Origin of the sequence: Polymorphospora rubra, from assembly GCF_018324255.1 — a bacterium.
Classification (GTDB): domain Bacteria; phylum Actinomycetota; class Actinomycetes; order Mycobacteriales; family Micromonosporaceae; genus Polymorphospora; species Polymorphospora rubra.
The window spans coordinates 5,165,761-5,186,501 of the sequence record NZ_AP023359.1; the positions used below are offsets into that span (position 1 = coordinate 5,165,761).

At 73.9% G+C, this 20,741-nt stretch carries 15 protein-coding genes and 2 pseudogenes; 12 read left to right on the top strand and 5 right to left on the bottom strand.

Going from position 1 to position 20,741, the window contains the following annotated elements; all coding sequences use genetic code 11:
• The first annotated feature begins 110 nt into the window (after positions 1-110).
• The 5 genes and pseudogenes from Prubr_RS37745 (at position 111) to yidD (ending at position 4,555) form a co-directional block, all read left to right on the top strand.
• A complete protein-coding gene (locus Prubr_RS37745) occupies positions 111-278 on the top strand; it encodes a hypothetical protein (protein ID WP_246567547.1) in 168 nt (55 codons plus the stop codon).
• A gap of 10 nt (positions 279-288) precedes the next feature.
• Positions 289-1,703: pseudogene (locus Prubr_RS23385) on the top strand (NADP-dependent succinic semialdehyde dehydrogenase).
• A gap of 54 nt (positions 1,704-1,757) precedes the next feature.
• Positions 1,758-3,329: a Na+/H+ antiporter gene (locus Prubr_RS23390; RefSeq protein WP_212817032.1), complete on the top strand. Its 1,572-nt coding sequence runs from the start codon at positions 1,758-1,760 to the stop codon at positions 3,327-3,329.
• A complete protein-coding gene (locus tag Prubr_RS23395; protein ID WP_212817033.1) occupies positions 3,326-3,586 on the top strand; it encodes a UBP-type zinc finger domain-containing protein in 261 nt (86 codons plus the stop codon). The genes Prubr_RS23390 and Prubr_RS23395 overlap by 4 nt, the downstream gene beginning before the upstream one ends.
• A gap of 318 nt (positions 3,587-3,904) precedes the next feature.
• Positions 3,905-4,555, top strand: coding sequence for a membrane protein insertion efficiency factor YidD (gene yidD, locus Prubr_RS37990; protein ID WP_343221700.1), 651 nt, complete (start codon positions 3,905-3,907; stop codon positions 4,553-4,555).
• 207 nt (positions 4,556-4,762) lie between these two features.
• On the opposite strand, the pseudogene Prubr_RS23405 reads toward yidD, so the two are convergent.
• Positions 4,763-7,429, bottom strand: a pseudogene (locus Prubr_RS23405) (glycoside hydrolase family 9 protein); the annotation flags it as partial.
• A 179-nt stretch (positions 7,430-7,608) separates the two neighbouring features.
• On the opposite strand from Prubr_RS23405, the gene Prubr_RS23410 reads away from it, so the two are divergent.
• Positions 7,609-8,331 carry a PP2C family protein-serine/threonine phosphatase gene (locus Prubr_RS23410; RefSeq protein ID WP_212817034.1) on the top strand — a complete coding sequence of 241 codons (723 nt, stop codon included), beginning with the start codon at positions 7,609-7,611 and terminating at the stop codon, positions 8,329-8,331.
• A gap of 63 nt (positions 8,332-8,394) precedes the next feature.
• Here the strand turns inward: Prubr_RS23410 and hrpB are convergent, their stop codons facing one another.
• Positions 8,395-10,923 carry an ATP-dependent helicase HrpB gene (gene hrpB / locus Prubr_RS23415; protein ID WP_212817035.1) on the bottom strand — a complete coding sequence of 843 codons (2,529 nt, stop codon included), beginning with the start codon at positions 10,921-10,923 and terminating at the stop codon, positions 8,395-8,397.
• 169 nt (positions 10,924-11,092) lie between these two features.
• On the opposite strand from hrpB, the gene Prubr_RS23420 reads away from it, so the two are divergent.
• The 4 genes from Prubr_RS23420 to Prubr_RS23435 all read left to right on the top strand — a co-directional run bounded on the left by Prubr_RS23420 (position 11,093) and on the right by Prubr_RS23435 (position 15,205).
• Complete coding sequence (locus Prubr_RS23420) at positions 11,093-11,719, top strand: GOLPH3/VPS74 family protein (RefSeq protein ID WP_246567549.1); 627 nt, start codon at positions 11,093-11,095, stop codon at positions 11,717-11,719.
• 50 nt (positions 11,720-11,769) lie between these two features.
• Positions 11,770-13,326, top strand: a complete 1,557-nt coding sequence (locus Prubr_RS23425; protein WP_212817037.1) for an APC family permease — start codon at positions 11,770-11,772, stop codon at positions 13,324-13,326.
• Complete coding sequence (locus tag Prubr_RS23430) at positions 13,323-13,925, top strand: GNAT family N-acetyltransferase (RefSeq protein ID WP_212817038.1); 603 nt, start codon at positions 13,323-13,325, stop codon at positions 13,923-13,925. The genes Prubr_RS23425 and Prubr_RS23430 overlap by 4 nt, the downstream gene beginning before the upstream one ends.
• An 89-nt stretch (positions 13,926-14,014) precedes the next feature.
• A complete protein-coding gene (locus Prubr_RS23435; protein WP_246567551.1) occupies positions 14,015-15,205 on the top strand; it encodes a sensor histidine kinase in 1,191 nt (396 codons plus the stop codon).
• Positions 15,206-15,715: 510 nt separating this feature from the next.
• On the opposite strand, the gene Prubr_RS23440 is transcribed toward Prubr_RS23435, so the two are convergent.
• Positions 15,716-16,486 carry a SigB/SigF/SigG family RNA polymerase sigma factor gene (locus Prubr_RS23440; protein WP_212828398.1) on the bottom strand — a complete coding sequence of 257 codons (771 nt, stop codon included), beginning with the start codon at positions 16,484-16,486 and terminating at the stop codon, positions 15,716-15,718.
• A gap of 366 nt (positions 16,487-16,852) precedes the next feature.
• Here Prubr_RS23440 and Prubr_RS23445 point away from each other — a divergent pair, with 366 nt between their 5' ends.
• Positions 16,853-18,211 (top strand): phosphotransferase family protein, encoded by a 1,359-nt coding sequence (locus Prubr_RS23445; protein WP_246567552.1) that lies wholly within the window; start codon positions 16,853-16,855, stop codon positions 18,209-18,211.
• A 15-nt stretch (positions 18,212-18,226) separates the two neighbouring features.
• Positions 18,227-18,850 (top strand): YflT domain-containing protein, encoded by a 624-nt coding sequence (locus Prubr_RS23450; protein ID WP_246567554.1) that lies wholly within the window; start codon positions 18,227-18,229, stop codon positions 18,848-18,850.
• Positions 18,851-18,898: 48 nt separating this feature from the next.
• On the opposite strand, the gene Prubr_RS23455 is transcribed toward Prubr_RS23450, so the two are convergent.
• Positions 18,899-19,495 (bottom strand): DUF1684 domain-containing protein, encoded by a 597-nt coding sequence (locus tag Prubr_RS23455; protein ID WP_212817039.1) that lies wholly within the window; start codon positions 19,493-19,495, stop codon positions 18,899-18,901.
• The gene (locus Prubr_RS23460; RefSeq protein ID WP_246567556.1) at positions 19,495-20,484 is read right to left on the bottom strand and encodes an aldo/keto reductase; all 990 of its coding nucleotides are present in this window, start codon (positions 20,482-20,484) and stop codon (positions 19,495-19,497) included. The genes Prubr_RS23455 and Prubr_RS23460 overlap by 1 nt, the downstream gene beginning before the upstream one ends.
• Positions 20,485-20,741 lie beyond the last annotated feature (257 nt).

Sequence of the window (20,741 nt, forward strand, 5' to 3'; positions counted from 1 at the left end):
TAGACCAACCGTATGGCCACGAAAGCCCAGCCCCGGGGCGTCGGGGCACCCACGACCGGCCGTACACGGCGCTGAACCTGCGACTGCTGCTGGCCGGTTTCGGTCTGGCGATGAGCACCATCCTGGCGATTCTGGCCGCCCGTTCGGGCGTGCCGTGGCTGGCCGTGGTGCTGGGTGTGCTCGCCGTGGTCGCGGCGGTCGACCTGGTCGTCGTGCAGCGCCGGCGCCGGGCCCGCCGCCGCGAGGACCCGCAGGGCAGGTACTCGCTGTTCGAGTGAGGAGTACGACGTGTCGATCGCCACCACCAACCCGGCCACCGGACAGGTGCTGAAGACCTTCGACCCGATGACGCCCGACGAGGTCGACGCCGCGATCGGCCGGGCCGCCGCCGCGTTCGAGACGCTGCGCCGTACGTCGTTCGGGCAGCGGGCGCAGTGGCTGACCGCCGCCGCCGACCTCCTCGACAGCGAACGCGACCAGGTCGGCCGGCTGATGACCACCGAGATGGGCAAGACCCTCGCGGCGGCGAAGGCCGAGGTCACCAAGTGCGCGGACGCGGCCCGCTTCTACGCGGGGCACGCCGAGGCGTACCTCGCCGACGAGCCCGCCGACGCCGGGCAGGTCGGGGCGGTGCGGGCGTACGCCCGCTACCGGCCTATCGGGCCGGTGCTGGCCGTCATGCCGTGGAACTTTCCGCTCTGGCAGGTCATGCGGTTCGCCGCCCCGGCGCTGATGGCCGGCAACGTCGGCCTGCTCAAACACGCCTCGAATGTGCCGCAGACCGCGCTGTACCTCGACGAACTCTTTCGCCGGGCCGGCTTTCCGACCGGTGCGTTCCAGACCCTGCTGGTCGGCTCGGACGCCGTCGAGCCGATTCTCGCCGACCCGCGGGTCCGCGCCGCGACGCTGACCGGCAGCGAGCCGGCCGGCCGCGCCATCGCCGCCGCCGCCGGCCGCCAGATCAAGAAGACCGTTCTGGAACTCGGCGGCAGTGACCCGTTCGTGGTGATGCCGTCCGCCGACATCGCGCTGGCCGCGCAGGTCGCGACCACCGCCCGCTGCCAGAACAACGGCCAGTCGTGCATCGCCGCGAAGCGGTTCATCGTGCACGCCGACGTCTACGACGCGTTCTGCGACGAGTTCGTCGCCCGGATGTCGGCGCTGAAGGTCGGCGACCCGATGGCCGCCGACACCGACGTCGGGCCGCTGGCCACCGACCGGGGCCGGGACAGTGTCGAGGAACAGGTTGCCGACGCGGTCGCCAAGGGGCGCGGGTGCTGTGCGGCGGCCAGCGCGGCGAGGGGGGCGGCTGGTGGTATCCACCGACCGTCGTCGCCGACCTGCGCCCGCCGATGCGGATGTGGTCCGAGGAGGTCTTCGGGCCGGTCGCCGGCCTGTTCCGGGTGACGTCGTACGACGAGGCGGTCGGGTTGGCCAACGGCACCAGCTTCGGGCTGGGCGCCAACGCCTGGACGACCGACGCGGGCGAGCAGGAGCGGTTCGCCGAGGACCTCGACGCCGGCAGCGTGTTCATCAACGGCATGACCACCTCGTACCCGCAGTTGCCGTTCGGCGGGGTCAAGAACTCCGGGTACGGCCGGGAACTGTCCGCGCACGGCATCCGCGAGTTCTGCAACGTGAAGACGGTGTGGGTCGGCGCGGGGAAGTCGGCCGGCGCCGGGGCGGGCGCGCACAGCGAGTGAGGCGGCCCGCCCGACTCGCCTCCATCGGGGCGTTTCGGGCAATACGCTCCACCCATGCACGTGCTCGTCGACGCCGTGGTGCTGCTCGGCACGGCGGTGCTGGGCGCGGCACTGGCCCGCCGGCTCGGAGTGCTCGCACCGATCCTGCTCATCGTCCTCGGCCTGGCACTGTCGTTCGTGCCCGGCTTCCCCGACGTACGGCTCGACCCCGAACTGGTCCTGGTCGGCATCCTGCCGCCGCTGCTCTACGTCGCCGCACTGGAGACCTCGGTACCGGCGTTCCGGTACAACCTGCGCCCGATCCTGCTGCTCGCCATCGGCCTGGTCGTCGCCACCGCGTTCACCGTCGGGTTCGTGCTGCACGCCCTGCTGCCCGATGTACCGTTCGCGGCCTGCGTGGCGCTCGGCGCGGTCGTCGCGCCGCCCGACGCGGTCGCCGCGACCGCGGTCGCCCGGCGGATCGGGCTGCCCCGGCGGATCGTCACCATCCTCGAGGGCGAGAGCCTGATCAACGACGCCTCCGCGCTGGTGCTGCTGCGGGTCTCGATCGCGGCGATGGCCGGCACCGCCGTCACCGTCGGCGAGATCGCCGTCGAGGTCGCCCGCGACGCCGGCGGCGGGGTGCTGATCGGGGCGATCGCCGCGGTCCTCATCGGCCGCGTCCACCGGGCGATCAAGGATCCGTTGCTGGACAACGCACTGTCCCTGCTCACCCCGCTGGGCGTGGCGCTGATCGCCGAACTCCTGCACGCCTCCGGCATCGTCGCCGTCGTCGTCGCCGGGCTGGCGCTCGGCCACCGACTGCCGGTCCTGCTCTCGGCCGCCTCCCGGCTCCAGATGCACGCCTTCTGGCGACTGGTCAACTTCCTGCTCGAGGGCCTGGTGTTCCTGCTCGTCGGGCTCCAACTGCGGGAGATCGTCCGGGACATCGACACCGAACCGGTGACCGCCACCGTGGTCACCGTGGCGGTGCTGGTCGCCGTGCTGGCCATCCGGTTCGTCTGGGTCTATCCGGCCACCTACGTCGCCCGGCTGGTGCCCCGGATCCGTCGCCGCGACCCCCCGCCACCGGCGAGGGTGCCGACCCTGGTCGCGTGGGCCGGCATGCGCGGCGTCGTCACCCTGGCCGCCGCCCTCGCCCTGCCGATGAGCCTGGCCGGCGGTGCGCCGTACCCGCGCGGGCTGTTCATCTGGATCGCGTTCACCGTCATCGTGGTGACCGTCGTGATCCAGGGGGCGAGCCTGCCGGTCGTCGCCCGCCGGCTCCGCCTCGAACCCGACGACCCGACCCAGGACGCGCTGGTCGAGGCCGAGGTGCAGAACCACGCCGGCAGGGCCGCCCGGGAACGCCTCGACGCCCGCGCCGACGGCGCCCCGGCAGGCGTCGTCGAGCGGCTGCGCGGGCTGGTCGACGAGCGCACCAACACCGCCTGGGAACGCATCGGCGGCGGCGACCGGGAGACCCCGTCGGCGGCGTACCGGCGGCTGCGGCAGGAGATGATCGCCGCCGAACGGGACGTCTTCCGGACCGCCCGCGACGAGGGACGGATCCCCGAGGAGGTCCTGGCCCGCACCCTGCGCGACCTCGATCTCGAAGAATCCCTGCTGCGGGAGAGGACGCCGTGACGACCTGCGCCCACCTGACCGACGCCGGCGTACCGCAGCCGCAGACCACGCAGGGCTGTCAGGACTGCCTGCGCGACGGCAACACCGACTGGGTGCACCTGCGGCTCTGCCTGACCTGTGGGCACGTCGGCTGCTGCGACTCGTCGCCGTACCGGCACGCGACCGCGCACTTCCACGAATCCGGCCACCCGGTGATCCGCTCGTTCGAGGCCGGCCAGTCGTGGCGCTGGTGCTACGTCGACCAGATGCTGGGGTAGCCGTACGGCAGCCTTGTCCGGCTGTCGCATGATGACGCGATGATGCATGCCCGACGCCGCGACAACCGGCGGCGCAGGAAGCGCGACTGGCTGGACGGCTGCGACGTCTGCAGCTGCGACTTCCCGTCCTGCAACTTCGGCCTGTTCTCCGGCCTGCTCCTGCTCGGCTCGGCCACCGCCGGCGCCGCCGGCCGGGTCCGGTCGACCCGGACCCGCCGCCGCCCGCCCCTCCCGGCCCGACCGGGTACGTCCGCGGCGGCGCGACCGGGCCCGTCGGCGGCGGTGCGGCCAGGTACGTCTGCGGCGTTCCGATCCGGGATGGTCGACCGGGCCGGCCTCGCCGCCATCCGCGGCTACCGGCGGTGGCTGTCGCACCGGCTGCCGACCCGCTGCCGGTTCACCCCGACGTGCAGCGCGTACGGGCTGGAGGCGGTCGACCGCTTCGGACTCGCGGTGGGGGCGAACTGGCGGCGGCCCGGGTCCGCCGGTGCCGTTCCGACGTGCCGTACGGCACTCCCGACCCGGTCCCGCCGGCTTTCGGCTGACCCGCCTGCGGCCGCCGGGGCACCGGTGATCATCAGTTGCCCGGCAGTTCGACACGCCGTACGGACGACAGCGGAACAGCTGACGATCACCACACCGCCGCGTCACGAAGGGCGCGGGAGTGGCGGCCGGATCACACACCACAGGAGCACCACGGCCTCGCCCCCGCGCCGCCTCGCTTTCGGCTCCCGCGCCGCCCGCCCCCGCGCCTCTCCCGCCCCGCGCCGTCCCGCCCCCGCGCCGTCCCGCCCCGCCCCCGCGCCTCTCCCGCCCCGCGCCTCTCCCGCCCCCGCGCCGTCCCGCCCCGCCCCCGCGCCTCTCCCGCCCCCGCGCCGTCCCGCCCCCGCGCCGTCCCGCCCCCGCGCCCTCCCGCCCCCGCCCCGCCCCCCGCCCCGCCGCGTTGATCAAGGGGATCTTTGGGACTAACCAGGACACGATCCTGGCAACTAGTCCTTGATCAACGCGGCGCCGGCGCGTGCGCGTGCGGGGGCGGAGGCGGGGGCGGGTGGTGTGGCGGGCGGGGGTTACGGGGTCAGGTGGTGCAGGGGGTGCCGTTGAGGGTGAACAGGGCGGGGACGGGTTGGCGAGGGCGGGGGTGGTGGTGGCGTTGAAGCCGAAGGTCACCGTGCCGCCCGCCGGGATGCGGCGGTTGTAGGTCTCGTTGCGTGCGGTGACGGTGGCCCCCTGCTGGGTCACCCCGGCCATCCACGCCTCGCGGACCTTCTGCGCGCCGGTGAAGGCGAAGGCCGCCGTCCAGCCGTCGACCGCCGCCGTACCGGTGTTGGTGATGGTGACCTGCGCGGTGAAGCCGCCCCCGCCGTGCCAGGTGCCGTAGTTGACGTAGCTGACCCGGCAGGTCCGCGGTGCCGGCGGCGCCGCCGCGCCCTGGTCGGCCAGGAACGACGCCATCCAGGCCAGCGCCGAGTTCCAGTTGATGGCGACCTCGTTGGTGGCGTACGAGGCGATGTCGTCGACGTAGCAGAACATCGGCGCGCAGCCGGCGAGCAGCTGTGCCGCGAACGGGTCGTCGAGGCTGGCGTTGGCGCCGCCGGCGATCGATCCGTCCGGCGGGTTCGGCGACGCCGGGTCGAGCTGGTTGCCGAAGATCCGGCTGTGCTGGTTGCGGGACGCCTGCTCGCCCCAGCCGGTGACGTACGACTGGTTGAGCGCGTTGCGGCCGAGGATGTAGTCGACGGTCTGGACGGCCGCGTCGCGGTAGCCGACGTCGCCGGTCAGGTCGTATGCGGTGGCCAGCACGACCCCGTTGTTGAGGATGTTGCCGTTGCCGCCCCAGAAGTAGCTGCCGGCCCCGCCGGGCAGCGGCAGCCCGTATGCCTGGCCGGCCTGGGTGGTGCGGTGGGCGTCGGCGGCGGCGACCACGGAGGCCCGGATCCGGTCCCGCTCGGCGCTGGGGAGTCCACTGGGGACGGTGGCCAGGTCGAGTCGGCCCAGTGCGGCCGTGGAGGGCCAGCTGAAGCCGTTGGCGTCGAACACGTCGCCGGTGTGGTGCGGCGACGCGGTCAGGTCGGCGAGGTAGCCGGCCTCGCCGGTGGTCAGGTAGAGCTGGGCCGCCGCCCAGTAGAACTCGTCGCTGACGTCGTTGTCGCTGTAGGCGCCGCCGCCGTTGCCGTCGTTCGGGTCGGCGTACCGGGTCGGGTTGGCCTTGGCGGCCGTGTACGCCGTCTTCGCCGCCGCCAGCGCGCGGGCCGCGAACGCCGCGTCGTACGGGGCGTAGAGGCGGCCGGCGTGGGCGGCGGTGGCGGCGAGGTTGAGCGTCGCCGCGGTCGACGGCGGGTGCAGCTCGCGCAGCTCCGGGTCGTCCTCGGGGGCCAGCGGCATCCCGGTCCAGTTCCGGTCGTGGATCTTGTGGTGGGCCATCCCGGCCAGCGGCTTGCCGGCCGGCACCTGCATGCGCAGCAGGAACTCCAGCTCCCAGCGGGCCTCGTCGAGGATGTCGGGCACGCCGTTGCCGCGCTCGGGTACCCGCAGCGTGCCGTCGCCGAGCGCGGCACCGCCGCCGGCACTGGCCGCCGTTTTGGTCCGCTCGAAGGCGCTCAGCAGCTGGTAGGTGGCCAGGCCGCCGTTGACGACGTACTTGCCGTGGTCGCCGGCGTCGTACCAGCCGCCGCGTACGTCGAGCCGGTAGTCGCAGACGCCGGGCTGGCACGGCACGTCGACGTCCCCGCGGTTCGGGGCGACGCCGAGGTGGCCGGCCGGTCGGGCGTACTCCTCGCCGACGAGGTCGCCGTCGATCTCGATGCCGCTGCGCTGGACGTAGAAGAACTGGAGCGCGTCGGAGCGCAGCTGGTCGTAGAGGTCGCCGGTGATGTCGAACGGGTGGCTGGTCTCGCCGTCGGCGGTCAGCCGGTAGCCGGTGCCGGTGGCGGTGTGGCCGGTGAACGTGATCGTGTGCACGTTCTGCGCCGACGCCTGGTCGACGCCGCGCGGGGTGGTGGTGCCCTGCGCGACCACGGCTCCGGCGGCATCGGCCAGCGTCCAGGGCAGGGCCTCGGTGGCGGCGGTGACCAGGGTCGCGTGCTTCGGGCCGCCGGGCAGGTAGCCGACCTGGTTGACCCGCACGCGGGGGCCGGTGTCCGGCTCGTACGGCGGCTCCTCCTCACCGCCGCGCAGCGACACGTTGTCGAGGCAGACGGTGTAGTCGTGCGGGTTGGCGCCGATCTGGAAGGCGACCTGGCCGCGTTCGGTGTCCTCGGTGACGGTGAAGGTGTATTCGAACCGCTGCGCCTGCGGGTTCAGCGCCACGTCGCGGACCAGGAACGACGTGTACGGCTCACCGCCGAGCTGCACGGTCGCCCGGACCGTCGCGCCGGGGTCGGCCGACGCCTCGAACGACAGCGCGTACGTCTCGCCGGCGATCAGCGGTACGTCGTTCTGCCCGATCCCGCCGTCCCACGGGTTCGCCAGGCCGCCGGGCGCGTCGGCGCACAGCCGCCCGTCGACGATCCCGCTCGACGTGGTGCCGTACGTGAACCAGCCGGCGGTGCCGTTGCTGAAGTCGCCGTTCTCGATCTGCTCCGGCGGTTCCTCCTGGGCGGTGCCGGGCGGGTCGGCGGGGTGCGGGTCGGCGGGCCGGGCGCCGGCCGGGCGGCGGCCATGGTGAGCGTGAGCGCGGCGGCGGTCGCGGCGCCGGCGAGGGTGGCGGGGGTGTGCCGGGGTCGGCTTCGGGTACGGGGCACGGCGGTCCTTCCGGTGGCGGGGGTGGTGTCCGCGACGGCTGCCGACGGACCCGGTCGGTGGTCGCGGGGCGATGGAACAGGAGAATTCTGGGAGCGCTCCCAATCCTCGGTCCGATGTTGCCAGCGCGTTTCCGGCCTGTCAATCGACTGTTCTGGATGCGGAGCGTCCGGATGGGCACCCGGGCTATTTGTCCGATTTCAGATGTGAGATGTCCTCGATCGTCGAGGCGGTCGGTGATTCACTAGAGACATGGTGGCCCTCCTACTGGCAGGCTGCCTGCCATGACCCTGAAGCTGCGTTCTGCGGCGGTGAGCGACCGTGGACTGATCCGGAGCGCAAACCAGGACTCCGTCCACGCCGGTCCCTACCTCGTCACCGTCGCCGACGGGATGGGCGGAATGGCCGCCGGTGACCTGGCCAGCGCGATCGCCATCGCCGCCGTCACGCCGCTGGACGTGCCCACCCCCGACGACCAGCTGGTCGAGGTGCTGCGCGGGGCGGTCGAGGTGGCCGGCGAGCGGATCCGTGCCGCCGTGCTCGAAGACCCGGGACGCGAGGGGATGGGCACCACCCTCACCGCGCTGCTGATCTCGGCCACCGGCACCGGCCTGGCCCTGGCGCACGTCGGCGACTCGCGGGCCTACCTGCTGCGGGGCGGGGCGTTGGAGCAGATGACCAGGGACGACACCTTCGTCCAGATGCTCGTCGACGAGGGCGTGATCACGGCCGACGAGGCGCTCAACCACCCACGCCGGGCCGTGGTGACCCAGGCGCTCCAGGGCGATCCGGTCGTGCCGGCCTACACCACCAGCACCCCCCGGGCCGGCGACCGGTGGCTGCTGTGCAGCGACGGCCTGTCCAACGTGGTGCGTGAGGGCACGCTCGCGGAGACCCTCAACGGCTACCCGGACCAGGAGGAGTGCGCCCGCCGCCTCGTCGACCTCGCGCTGCGCGCCGGCGGCCCGGACAACATCACCGTGATCATCGCCGACATCGTCGAGTGACCGCCGGCCCGGCGGGACCGGCCCGCCGGGCGGCGCGCGACGGCGGTGGGACGCGCGGCGGCGTCAGGCGCGGCGCGGGCGGGTCCGTCCGGTCGGCTCGGCCGTCGTCGGATCCTCCGGCCACGGGTGACGCGGATAGCGGCCCCGCAACTCGGCCCGGACCTGCCGGTAGCCGGTCCGCCAGAACGACGCCAGGTCGGTGGTCACCGCGACCGGGCGGCCGGCCGGCGACAGCAGGTGCAGCAGCACCGGGATCCGGCCGTCGGCCAGCCGCGGCGCGTCGGCCCAGCCGAACGTCTCCTGGAGCTTGACCGCCAGCACCGGCGCGGCCGGATCGGTGTAGTCGACCCGGATCCGCGACCCGCTCGGCACGGCCAGCCGCTCCGGCGCCACCTCGTCGAGCCGGGCCGCCTGCGGCCAGGGCACCAGCCGGCGCAGTGCCGTGGCCACGTCGATCCGGGCCAGGTCGGCCCGCCGCCTCGCCCCGGTCAGCTCCGGGCCCAGCCAGGCGTCGACCGAGGCGAGCAGCGCCGCGTCGTCGACCGCCGGCCACGGCTCGCCCAGCGCCAGCCGGCAGAACGCCAGCCGCTCGCGCAGCGCCCGCGCGGCCGGCGTCCAGGTCAGCAGCGTCGGTCCCTCCTGGCCCAGCCCGTGGCGCAGCGCCGCGCCGACCGCCGCCGGGTCCGGCCGGGCGACCGGCCGGTCGGCGAGCACGATCGCCCCGAGCCGCTCCACGTCCCGGGCCACCACGTCGCCGTCCGTCCAGCCGACCTGCCGCTCCCGGCCCACCTGGGCCGCGCCGGCCTCGCGGGCGGTCGCCTCGTCGACGGCGGCGGCCAGCCGGATCCGGGCGGCGCTGCGGCCGGGGGAGCGGTCGGCCACCGCGATCGCCAGCCACGGCGTGCCGGCCAGGCCCGAGCCGGCCGCGAGATCCGCGGCGGTCCCGCCGGCCATCAGGTACGTCGTGGTGGCGCCCGGTCGCAGCCGGGCGAGCCGCTCCGGGTACGCGAGTCCGACCAGCAGCCCGGCTGCGAGGTCGTCGGCGATCGGTGCGGCGGCCGGGGTGCCGCCGGCCGGGTTGTCCGGGACCGGGGGGCCGGCGTCGAGCGCGGCGGTCAGCCGGCGTACCTCGGTGCGCCAGCGCGCCGTCGCCGCCCGGTCGGCGCCGGCGCGCAGCCGCCGCCAGGCGGTCACCAGGTCGTCGCCGGAGCCGGCCGGACCCTCGTCCGACAGCAGCGCGACGACCTCGGCGGCCCGCCCCGCCCCGATCGTGCCCGCCCCGTCCAGCAGCGCCCGGGCCAGCCGCGGGTGCGTACCGGTCGCGGCGATCGCCCGCCCCCGCGACGTGACCCGGCCGTCGGCGTCGACCGCCCCGAGCGCGGCCAGGGTGTCCGTGGCGACCCGCAGCGCGCCGTCCGGCGGCGGGTCGGGCAGCGCCAGCCCGGCCCCGTCCGGGGCGCCCCAGCAGGCGAGCTGCAACGCGAACCCGGTCAGGTCGGCGACCGCTACCTCCGGTTCGGCGTGTGCGGGCAGTCGCTCGTGCCGCGCGGCCGACCAGCAGCGGTAGACCCGGCCCGGAGCCTCCCGCCCGGCCCGGCCGGCCCGCTGGGTCGCCGACGCCCGCGAGGCCGGTACGGTCACCAGCGCCCCGAGCCCCCGCGCGTGGTCGGTGCGCGGCACCCGGGCCAGGCCGGCGTCGACGACGACCCGTACCCCGGGCACGGTCAGGCTGCTCTCGGCCACGGCGGTCGACAGCACCACCCGGCGGCGGGCGGTGGCCCGCAGCGCCGCGTCCTGGTCGCGGCCGGACTGCCGGCCGTGCAGGGTGACCACGTCGATGTCGCCGCGCAGGTCGCCGAGGCGGCCGGCGACCGCCGCGATCTCGCCGACACCGGGCAGGAAGACGAGCACGTCCCCGGGGTCGTCGCGCAGCGCCACCCGCACGGTGGCGGCCACGTGGTCGAGCAGGCGCGGGTCGACGCGCGGTCCCGGGGCGTCGACCGGGCCGGACGGCGGCGCCCAGACCACGTCGACCGGGAAGAGCGCCGACTCCGCCACCACCACCGGGGCCGGCCGGTCCGGGCCGAGCACGGCGGACAGCCGCCGCGCGTCGGCGGTCGCGCTGGTCGCCAGCAGCCGCAGGTCGGGGCGGAGCGTGGCGCGTACGTCGACGGTGAACGCGAGCGCCAGATCGGTGTCCAGGTGCCGCTCGTGGCACTCGTCGAGCAGTACGACGTCGATGCCGGGCAGTTCGGGGTCGCGCTGCAGCCGGCGGACCAGGACGCCGGTGGTGACCACCTCGACCCGGGTGCGCGGGCCGACCCGCCGCTCGCCGCGCACGGTGTAGCCGACGGTGTCGCCGACCTGTTCGCCGAGCAGGTCGGCCATCCGGCGGGCGGCGGCGCGGGCGGCGACCCGGCGCGGTTCGGCGACCACCACCCGGCCGGCACCGGCCAGGGCCAGCGGCACCAGGGTCGTCTTGCCGGTGCCGGGCGGGGCGACCAGCACGGCGCTGCCGGCTCCGGCCAGTGCGCCGGTCACGGCCGGCAGCACCGCGCGGACCGGCAGATCGGGCATCCGGGCGCTCAGCATCCGTTCATTGTCCCGGATGCCGAAACGGTCGCTTCCCACGGTATGGACACCCCCAGGTCAGTCCGGTCCGGATGTAACCAGCCGGTTACCGGGCTTGCACATGTGTCCACATGGGATGCATCCTTCTTGGCGGCGTCCGGTCGTGACATACCGTATCGAGAGGAGAACTGTGCTACTCGCCGATGAGTTCTTCCTCATCGCTCACGACGACGCCACCGGCAAACCCCGACTGAATCCCGGCACCGCGGGGATCGGACTGGCCGCCGCGCTCCTCGGCGAGTTGCTCCTGTTCGGACGGATCACATTGGACTCCGCCGAGCTGACCATCGTCGACCGCCGTCCGCCGCCCGACGCCCTCGCCCACACCGTGCTCGACCAGTTGGCCGGCGAGGCACAGCACCGGCAGATCCGGCTCTGGATCGACTTCCTCCGGTACGGCGCGGCCGAGTCGGTCGGCGAGCGGCTGGCCCGCTCCGGTGCCGTACGCCGCCACGAGTACCGGCGGATGCTGCGCACCACGACCGCCTACCTGCCGGTCGACATCAACGCCGCGGCGTGGCCGGGGACCCGGCTGCGGGCCCTGGTCGACCGCGACGAACCGGCCGACCAACCCGACCTGACGCTGCTCGGTCTGGTCGGCGCCACCAACCTCACCCGTGAGGTGCTCTGGCACGGCCGGTCGGAGGCACAACGCCGCATCGACCAGCTGCTCACCAACCTGGCCCCGCCGCTGCGCGAACTCGTCGCGCACACCGAGGCCGCTGTCGGAGCGGCGGTGCTCAGCCACCGCCAATAGATCCGCCGCAATGGACATCCGCAACCCTCCCCCGTAACGGAGCAGTCCAGATGACCCTGAGCACAACCCGGAGCCGCCCGAGCAACGTCTCGTCCGCCCTCGCCCGCAACCGGCTGGGCATCCCGTCCGTGATCTTCTTCGTGCTGTCCGCCGCCGCCCCGCTGACCGTGGTCGCCGGCCTGGTCACCACCGGGTACGCCGTCACCGGCGTCACCGGCATCCCGCTCGCGTTCCTCGTCATCGCCGTACTGCTCGGGCTCTTCTCGGTCGGCTACGTCGCGATGGCCCGCCGGGTCGCCAACGCCGGCGCCTTCTACGCCTACATCGCGCGTGGCCTCGGCCGGCCCTTCGGCGTCGGCGCCGCCTGGGTCGCGCTGATCGCGTACAACGCGTTGCAGGTCGGTCTGTACGGCGCGATCGGGGCCGCCGCCGCCCCGGTCATCGAGCAGTGGTTCGGCCTGCACGCCCAGTGGTGGGTCGTCGCGCTGTTCGCCTGGGCCGTCGTCGGCGTGCTCGGCGTGCTGCGGGTCGACGTCAACGGCATGGTGCTCGCCGTACTGCTGCTCTCCGAGATCGCGATCATCGTCGTCTTCGACGCCGCCAACCTGCTCAACCCGGCCGGCGGGCAGCTCACCTTCGACACCCTCGACCCGGGCAACCTGCCCGTCCCCGGCGTCGGGGCGATCCTGGTGCTGGCCACCACCGGCTTCAGCGGCTTCGAGTCCGCGGTCGTCTTCAGCGAGGAGAGCAAGGACCCCAGGCGGACCGTACCGATGGCCACGTACCTGTCGGTGGCGATCATCGGCGGCCTGTACGCGCTGTCGGCGTGGGCGATGACCGTCGCGACCGGCCCCGACCGCATCGTCGAGGTCTCCCGGGCCGAAGGCACCGAGGTCATCTTCAACCTGGCCGGCGCGCACCTCGGCGGCACGGTCGTCGACATCGGACACGCGCTGTTCCTCACCTCGCTGCTCGCCGCGATGATCTCGTTCCACAACACGACCGCCCGGTACGCCTTCGCGCTCGGCCGCGAACGCGTCCTGCCGGCCGTCTTCGGCCAGACCTCACCGCGTACCGGGGCACCGCGCAGCGGCTCGGTCGCCCAGACCGCGCTCGGGCTGGTCGTCATCCTCACCTACGCCGTCGCCGGCTGGGATCCGCTGGTCCAGCTCTTCTTCTGGGGCGGCACCGTCGGCGGTTTCGGCCTGCTGCTGCTGATCACCGCCACCTCGGTCTCGGTGGTCGCGTTCTTCGTCCGGCAGCCGTCCGGCGAGCCGGTGTGGCGGCGCGTCGTGGCCCCCGGGCTGGCGGCCGTCGCGCTGGCCGTCATCGCGCTCACCGCGCTGGCCAACTTCGCCGACCTGCTCGGCGTCGGGCCCGACTCGCCGCTGCGCTGGATCTTCCCGTCGGTCTACCTGGTCGCGGCCGTCGTCGGCACCGCCTGGGGCCTGGCACTGCGCGGCCGCCGGCCGGACGTGTACGCCACCATCGGGCTCGGCGCCGAACGCGCCACCGCGCTGCTGCCGCTGCAGCGGGCCGCCGACGGCGCCGCGCCGCCCGGGGCCGACCCGGCCGACGAACCGGCGGAGACGAAGGTGTCGCGGTGACCGCCCCGGTGCTGAGGCGGCCCTCGGCCGACGAGTCGCCCGCGATCGCCGGCCTGATCGCCGAGGCGTTCGCCCCGCTGCCGGTCTCCGGCTGGCTGGTGCCGGACCCGGCCGCCCGCCGGGCGGTGCTCGCCGGCAACTTCGAGATCATGGTCGAGTACGCCCTCACCTTCGGTCTGGTGTACGTCACCACGGACCGGTCGGCGGTCGCCGTGTGGTTCCCCCGCGACGGCGAGCCGCCACCACCGCCGGTCGACTACGACGTCCGGGTGGAGCGGGTCTGCGGCGAGTGGACCGACCGGTTCCTGCACCTCGACGACCTGTTCGACGCCAACCATCCGCACGAGGCACACCACCACCTGGCGTTCCTCGCCGTGGCACCGGACCGGCAGGGGACCGGTACCGGATCCGCGCTGCTGCGGCACCACCACGCCCGGCTCGACGCCAAGGGCATGCCCGCCTACCTGGAGGCGAGCAGCACCCGCAGCCGTGACCTCTACCTGCGGCACGGCTACGAGGTCGGCCCGCCCTTCCGGGTACCCGACGGCACACCGTTCTGGCCGATGTGGCGACGCCCGCAGCAGCCACCGGCCCGGTAGCGACCGGCCCGGCCCCGCGACGCCGCGGGGCCGGCCCGGCTACTTTCGGCGACTGTTCACCGGTACGGCGGCCGCATACCGTCGTGTCCGTGGAGAAGACGGGCGACGGCGGAGCGCGCCGTGGGTCGCGCCGGTCGCTGCGTGAGGGGGTCGTCGACCTCGCCGGGATCGGCGTGGCCGCGCTGGTCGCCATGGAGTCGGCGGGGACCGCCGAGATCCGGGGGATCGTGACCGGTGCCACGCTCTTCTTCGCGCTGATCCTGTCCGCGATCGGCTGCCTCGCCCTGTGGTGGCGGCGGCGCTGGCCGGTCGGGGTCGCGCTGCTGCTCGCGGCGATCATCCCGATCACCGAGTTCGTCGGCGCCGCCGTCCTGATCGCCGTCTACACCGTCGCCGCCAACCGGCGCTGGCCGGTCACCCTCGCCGTCGCCGGACTGCACGTGGTTGCCTTCGTCCCGTACTCGATCCACCGGCCGGACCCGGACCTGGGCGTCCCCGGTGCCAACGTCCTCAGCGTCGCGCTGCTGTCGGTCGCGGTGGCGGTCGGCGGGGTCGTCCGGGCCCGGCGGGAGAAGGACGCCGTGCTGCGGGAGCGGGCCGAGGTCGAGGCGAGGCTGCACCTGGACCGGGTACGGGTGCTGGAGCGGGAACGGATCGCCCGGGAGATGCACGACGTGCTGGCCCACCGGATCTCGCTGGTCAGCCTGCACGCCGGGGCGCTGGAGGTGCGGTCGGACCTGTCGCCGGAGGAGATCGCCCGGGCCGCCCGGACGATCCGGGTCGGCGCGCACGAGGCGCTGGAGGACCTCCGGGAGATCCTGGGCGTGCTGCGGGCCGCCCCGGACGCCGCGGACGGACTCCGTCCGCAACCGGGACTGACCGATCTCGACCGGCTCGTCGCCGAGGTCCGGGCCGCGGACACCACGGTCGAGGTCGAGGACCTGCTTCCGGACGTCGCCCTGCCGGCGTCGGTGAGCCGCACGGCGTACCGGGTGGTGCAGGAGGGGCTGACCAACGCCCGCAAGCACGCTCCCGGCGCGAGGATCCGGGTACGGCTGGACCGCACCCCGGACGGTGAACTGCGCGTCCGGGTGCGTAACGGGTTGGCGCCCGTGGGCGGGCCGGTGGTGCCGGGCGCCCGGCACGGGCTGGCCGGGCTGTCCGAGCGGGTCGGGCTGGCCGGCGGGCGGCTCGAGCACGGTGTCCGCCATACCACCGACGGCGACCTCGTCTTCGACCTGGCGGCCCGGCTTCCCTGGCCGGCCGCCGGCGGGAGCTGATCCGGACTGCGGGAGCGGGAACTGGTCCGGACGGCGGGAGCTGGTCCGGACCGGCCCGCGCGGGCTCGTCTGACTGTGAGCAGGGTCGCGGGTCTGGGCCGTGGAAGGCATCGCCCGCCGGGCCGCGGTCGAAGCCCACCCCAGCCACCTGACGCACTACAGGAGCGTCCCGCCCCGGCTCTCGGCCGCCGCACCGGCCCGGTCCACCCGCCGACCCGATACCACTGTCACGCCCCACAGCGGATTCGCTGTGCGTACGCCGAATTCGCTGTGGACCCCAACACCTTTGGGGTCCTTCCCCGGCAAACCCTCACGGCACCCGTGATCATCAGCTGCCCTGCAACCCGACACGCCGTACGGACAACGGCGGAGCAACTAACGATCATCACGCACCGCCACCCCACGAAGGGCACGGGGGCGGCCGGTCGACGCACCATAGGAGCGTCCGGGGACGGCGCGGCGGCCGGACCCCCACCACAGGATCCGGCCGCCGCCTGCCGATGAATCAGGTCAGTAGGTGTCGCTGAGTTGGCCGCGCAGCTTCACCAGGGCCCGGGCCAGCAGCCGCGAGACGTGCATCTGGGAGACGCCCACCTGTTCGGCGATCTGCGACTGGGTCAGGTTGCCGTAGAAGCGCAGGGTCAGGATCTTCTGCTCGCGTTCGTCCAGCGTGGACAGTGCCGGGCCGAGGGCCACCCGCAGCTCGGCCAGCTCGAACTCGCCGTCCTCGCCGCCGAGCATGTCGCCGAGTTCGGTGGCCCGCTCGCCGTCGCCGGTCGGCGTCGACAGCGACACCGCGTTGTAGGCGCGGGCGCCTTCCAGGCCCTCCAGCACCTCTTCCTCGGTGAGCTTGAGGTGGGCGGCGATGTCGGCGACCGTCGGCGAGCGGCCGAGGCTCTGGAGCAGCGTGCTGTTGGCCTCGGAGATGCTCAGGCGCAGTTCCTGGAGCCGACGGGGCACCCGGATGTCCCAGGTGCGGTCGCGGAAGTGCCGCTTCAGCTCGCCGATGATGGTGGGGATGGCGTAGCCGGCGAAGTCGACGCCACGGCTCGGGTCGAATTTGTCGACCGCCTTGATGAGGCCGACAGCGGCGGTCTGCATCAGGTCGTCGGTCGGCTCGCCCCGGCCGCTGTAGCGGTGGGCGAGGTGCTGTGCCAGCGGCAGCCAGGCCTCGATCGCCCGGTCCCGCAGCGCGGGCCGGGACGGATGGCCGGCGGGCAGCGCCGCCATCGCGTCCAGCAGTTCAGCCGCGCTGTCGGCGGGCTTGGCGTCGGTCGGCATGCTTCCGGACCGGGTGACGGTCTCGGTCTGCTCGATCGTCGCGGTCATGGTGATCCTCCCTGCACCTCGTCCGCGGGAAATGTCTTCTGTAGATCAGGTGCGCGTTCAGCCGTTCAGTGGCCTAACCCTAGCCCGAAGGTATCCCGGAAATCTAGCCGAACGGACGATGGATAAAAGGGATGTCTATTGACAAAGTCTGGCATTTCATTTCAGGAATTCTCGGATTCTCGGGAGTGAGGTGAGGTTCGAGGGTCCGTTCGGCCGGCCGCTGTGACCGATCTGTTCGATTCGCGTGGTTCGTCATGGCCGTCGGGTCGGCGGCAAATCGGTGGTCGGCGGTCGGCGCGACGGCTAGCGTCGCGGGCCGTGCCCCGTACCGTGAACCTGGTCCTGGTCGATCCGGGCGGCAGACCGCTCGGTGCCCTTGCCCCGTTCGACGCGCCGGACCCCTGGTGGCAGGACGTCGCCGACGTGGTCGCGGCCGCCCGCGACCGGCACCGGGTCGAGGTGACGGTGCTGCGCCTGCTCACCGCCGACCGGCCGGCGCCGCCCGGCGGCACGGTGACCTATCTCGCCCAGGTCGACACAATTCCGGACGGCCTGCTGCCGGTGCCGGACACGGTCGACCTGGCGCCGGACCCGCGACGGGCGCCCTGGGCCGAACCGGGCGGCCCCGGCCGCACCCTGCGCTGGGCCCGGGACCGGCTGGACCGGCTCGGCCGGGGAGCGTACCGGCCGGTACAGCGGCGGGCGTGGAACCTGTCGGCGATCTGGCGCCTCGACCCGATCGGCACTGACCGGACCGGCACTGACCGGACCGGCACTGACCGGACCGGCACTGACCGGACCGGCACTGACCGGACCGGTACGGGCCGGACCGGTACGGGCCGGGGCGGTGGGGCGGGCGGGGACGTCGGCGCCCCCGTCTGGCTCAAGCAGGTGCCGGACTTCTTCGCGCACGAGGCGGTGGTGCTGCGCTGGCTCGGCGCGACGGTGCCGCGGCTCGCGCCGGTGCTCCTCGGCGCCGACGGTGCCGGCCGGATCCTGCTCCAGCACGTGCCCGGCGAGGACCGGTACGGCGCCGGCCCGGCCGAACGCGACGCGATCGCGGCCGACCACCACGAGATCCAGACCCGGGCGGTACCCGATCTGGCGGCGCTGGTCGCGGCCGGCCTGCCGGACCGGCGGGGTACGGCGCTGGCGGCGTGGACGAACGGGGTGCTGGCGGCGCACGGCGCCGACCTGACGCCGGTGGCGGGGTTGCTCGACGGGCTGGCCGGCCGGCTGGCCGAGGTGGCGGAGTGCGGCATTCCGGACACGCTGGTGCACGGTGACCTGCACCCGGGAAACGTCCGCGCGGGTGGGGCCGGCGGTACCGGTGGTGACCAGCGGGTGATCATCGACTGGGGTGACGCGTGTGCCGGTCACCCCGCCTTCGACATCATGCGGCTGACCGAGGGGACCGGGCCGGAGACCGTCGCCGCGCTGACCCGTTCCTGGGCGGCCCGCTGGCGGGCCAGCGTGCCCGGCTGCGACCCCGTACGCGCTCTCGACCTGCTGCGGCCGGTCGCGGCGCTGCGGATGGCCGCCGTCTACGCCGACTTCCTGGCCCGGATCGAACCGGCCGAACACCCGTTCCACACCGGCGACGTACCGCACTATCTCGCGCTGGCGGCCGAGGCGGCCGGGTTACCTCGAAAAGGTCGTGGGAACACGATCGATTGACGAAGGAGGCGAGAGATGAGCAGAGCTACGATGCCCAGGAGCATGTGGCCGGGCGGTGACAACCTGCCCGCCGGTCCGGCCGGCGAGCAACCGGCGATGCCGGGGGCTTACGGCGGGCCCGACCTCGGTCGCGCCACGGTCATGCTCGCGGCCTATCCCGACTACGCGTCCGCGCAGCGGGCCGTCGACTACCTTTCCGACAACAGGTTCCCGGTCGAGCGAACGGCGATCGTCGGGACCGACCTGACGCTGGTCGAGACCGTACTGGGCCGGATGACCACCGGCCGCGCGGCGTTGGCCGGCGCGGCGACCGGTGCCTGGTTCGGTCTGTTCATCGGCCTGCTGTTCGGGATCTTCGCCACGACCGCCTGGTTGGCGGTGATCGTCACCGCCGTCGTCATCGGCGCGGTCTGGGGTGCGATCTTCGGGGCCATCGCCCACGCGATGACGGGCGGCCGCCGGGACTTCACCTCGGCGAGTTCGCTGCGCGCCGGCCGCTACACCGTCGTGGTCGACGCCGAGCAGGCCGAGCAGGGCCGGCAGGTGCTGGCCCGGATGAACTGGCAGGCCGAGAACCGGCCGGCGAACCAGGGTCAGCAGCCGGCCGACCAGGGCCAGCAGCCGGCGCAGGTGCGCTGAGCCCGGATCCACGGCCGGCCGGGCAGCCCGCCCGGCCGGCCGCGCCGATCAGGGAGAAACCGGGCGATACGTCTTCTCGCCGGCCGGGATCGGGGAGTCCAGGCGGTTCTCCGGCGGGGCCAGGGGGCAGGCCCACCGGTCGTCGTACGCGCAACTGGGGTTGTAGGCGTAGTTGACGTCGAGGCGTACCCGGCTGCCGGGCAGGACGACCACGCCGCGGCCGTACGTGCCCTTGACCGTGTCGGTCAGGTACCGGCCACCGCCGTACGTCTCCCGCCCGCTGGTGCCGTCGCGCAGCGGCACGAACAGGCCACCGCCGTACGCCTCGATCCACCACAGGGTCAGCGGGCCCCACGGCGTCTCCGCGACGCCGACCCGGCGGTAGCGCACGACCCCGTCCGGGCCGCCGGTGTCGATGGTCTCGGTGCCGGAGGCGGGGCGCAGCGGTACGTCGACGACCGCGTCCGGGTTGGGCGGGAAGTAGGCCAGCCCGGTGAAGCCGGCGCGCCGGTCGACCGGGATCGGGGACTGCGGGTGTCCGGCGAACAGCGCGTCGCGGGCCGCCCGGAAGCCGGCGAGGTCGAGTCCGCCGAGGTACATCCGGGCCACCTGCTCGCGCCAGTCCAGCAGGTCCAGGTCGTCCATCAGCCCGGCACCCGCCGGTCGCGCTGTTCCCGGCCGGCCGCCCCGTACGGGTAGTCGGCCACCACCGGGGCGCTCGCCTCGTCGAGCCGCTCGCGTTCCTTCGCGTCGAGGGTCAGCCCGGTCGCGGACAGGTTGTCCTCCAGTTGCGCGACGGTACGCGCGCCGAGGATCACCGAGGTCACCGCCGGCCGGTCGACCAGCCAGGCCAGCGCGACGGCGGCCATCGAGACGCCGCGTTCGCCGGCGATGTCGCGTACGGCGTCGACGACCCGCCAGGTGCGTTCGTCACGGTTGCGCGGGTCGTACGCCTCCATGCCGCGTTGCGGGTTCTCGCCCAGCCGGGTGGCGCCGGCGGGCCGGCTGTCCCGGGTGTACTTTCCGGTCAGCCAGCCGCCGCCGAGCGGTGACCAGGGCAGGATGCCGATGCCCTCCGCCTCGCAGACCGGCACCAGTTCGAACTCGACGTCGCGGGCGAGCAGGTTGTACTGCGGCTGCAGCGTCACCACCGGGGAGAGGCCGAGGTGCCGGCTGAGCAGGGCGGCCTTCTGGAGTTGCCAGCCGGTGAAGTTGCTGACCCCGACGTAGCGGATCTTGCCGGCGCGGACCGCGTCGTCGAAGAACCGCAGGGTCTCCTCGATCGGGGTCAGCGGGTCCCAGGCGTGCGCCTGGTAGAGGTCGATCGTCTCGACCTCGAGCCGGCGCAGGCTCGCGTCCAGGGCGCGGCCGAGGTGTATCCGGGACAGCCCGGCGTCGTTGGCGCCCGGTCCCATCGGGAACCGGCCCTTGGTGGCCAGTACGACGCGGTCGCGCATCCCGGGCCGTTCGGCGAGCCACCGCCCGACGATCTGCTCGGACAGTCCGGCGGAGTAGACGTCGGCGGTGTCGATGAACGTGCCGCCGCGCTCGACGAGCAGGTCGAGCTGCGCGAACGCCGTGTCGTCGTCGCTCTCCGCGCCGAAGGTCATGGTGCCCAGGCAGTACGTGGACACGACCGTGCCGGTCGTCCCAGGGTGCGGTATCGCATGCGCCTCGCCCTCTCGGTTGGGTTGTGGGTGCCAATCTTCCCGCCCACTGCATTTTGTCCCGGCCAGCTTCCTCGTCGGCGGGTCGTGGCGTACGGGCTCCAATGAGCGGGGGGTCGGGCTGCCGCCGCTGAACAGTCCGTTCAGGTTTGGAATTCCCGTCTGACGATGTGACAAACGTCTTCGCCGAAGAGGTTGTTCAGATTTGAAGGAGTGCTACTCTC

What these genes read in the sequence shown, in the direction of transcription:
- Prubr_RS37745 (WP_246567547.1), top strand. Translation starts at nt 111, where the DNA reads ATGAGCACCATCCTGGCGATTCTGGCCGCCCGTTCGGGCGTGCCGTGG.
- Prubr_RS23390 (WP_212817032.1), top strand. Translation starts at nt 1,758, where the DNA reads ATGCACGTGCTCGTCGACGCCGTGGTGCTGCTCGGCACGGCGGTGCTG.
- yidD (WP_343221700.1), top strand. Translation starts at nt 3,905, where the DNA reads ATGGTCGACCGGGCCGGCCTCGCCGCCATCCGCGGCTACCGGCGGTGG.
- Prubr_RS23410 (WP_212817034.1), top strand. Translation starts at nt 7,609, where the DNA reads ATGACCCTGAAGCTGCGTTCTGCGGCGGTGAGCGACCGTGGACTGATC.
- hrpB (WP_212817035.1), bottom strand. Translation starts at nt 10,923, where the DNA reads ATGCTGAGCGCCCGGATGCCCGATCTGCCGGTCCGCGCGGTGCTGCCG.
- Prubr_RS23425 (WP_212817037.1), top strand. Translation starts at nt 11,770, where the DNA reads ATGACCCTGAGCACAACCCGGAGCCGCCCGAGCAACGTCTCGTCCGCC.
- Prubr_RS23440 (WP_212828398.1), bottom strand. Translation starts at nt 16,486, where the DNA reads ATGCCGACCGACGCCAAGCCCGCCGACAGCGCGGCTGAACTGCTGGAC.
- Prubr_RS23450 (WP_246567554.1), top strand. Translation starts at nt 18,227, where the DNA reads ATGAGCAGAGCTACGATGCCCAGGAGCATGTGGCCGGGCGGTGACAAC.
- Prubr_RS23455 (WP_212817039.1), bottom strand. Translation starts at nt 19,495, where the DNA reads ATGGACGACCTGGACCTGCTGGACTGGCGCGAGCAGGTGGCCCGGATG.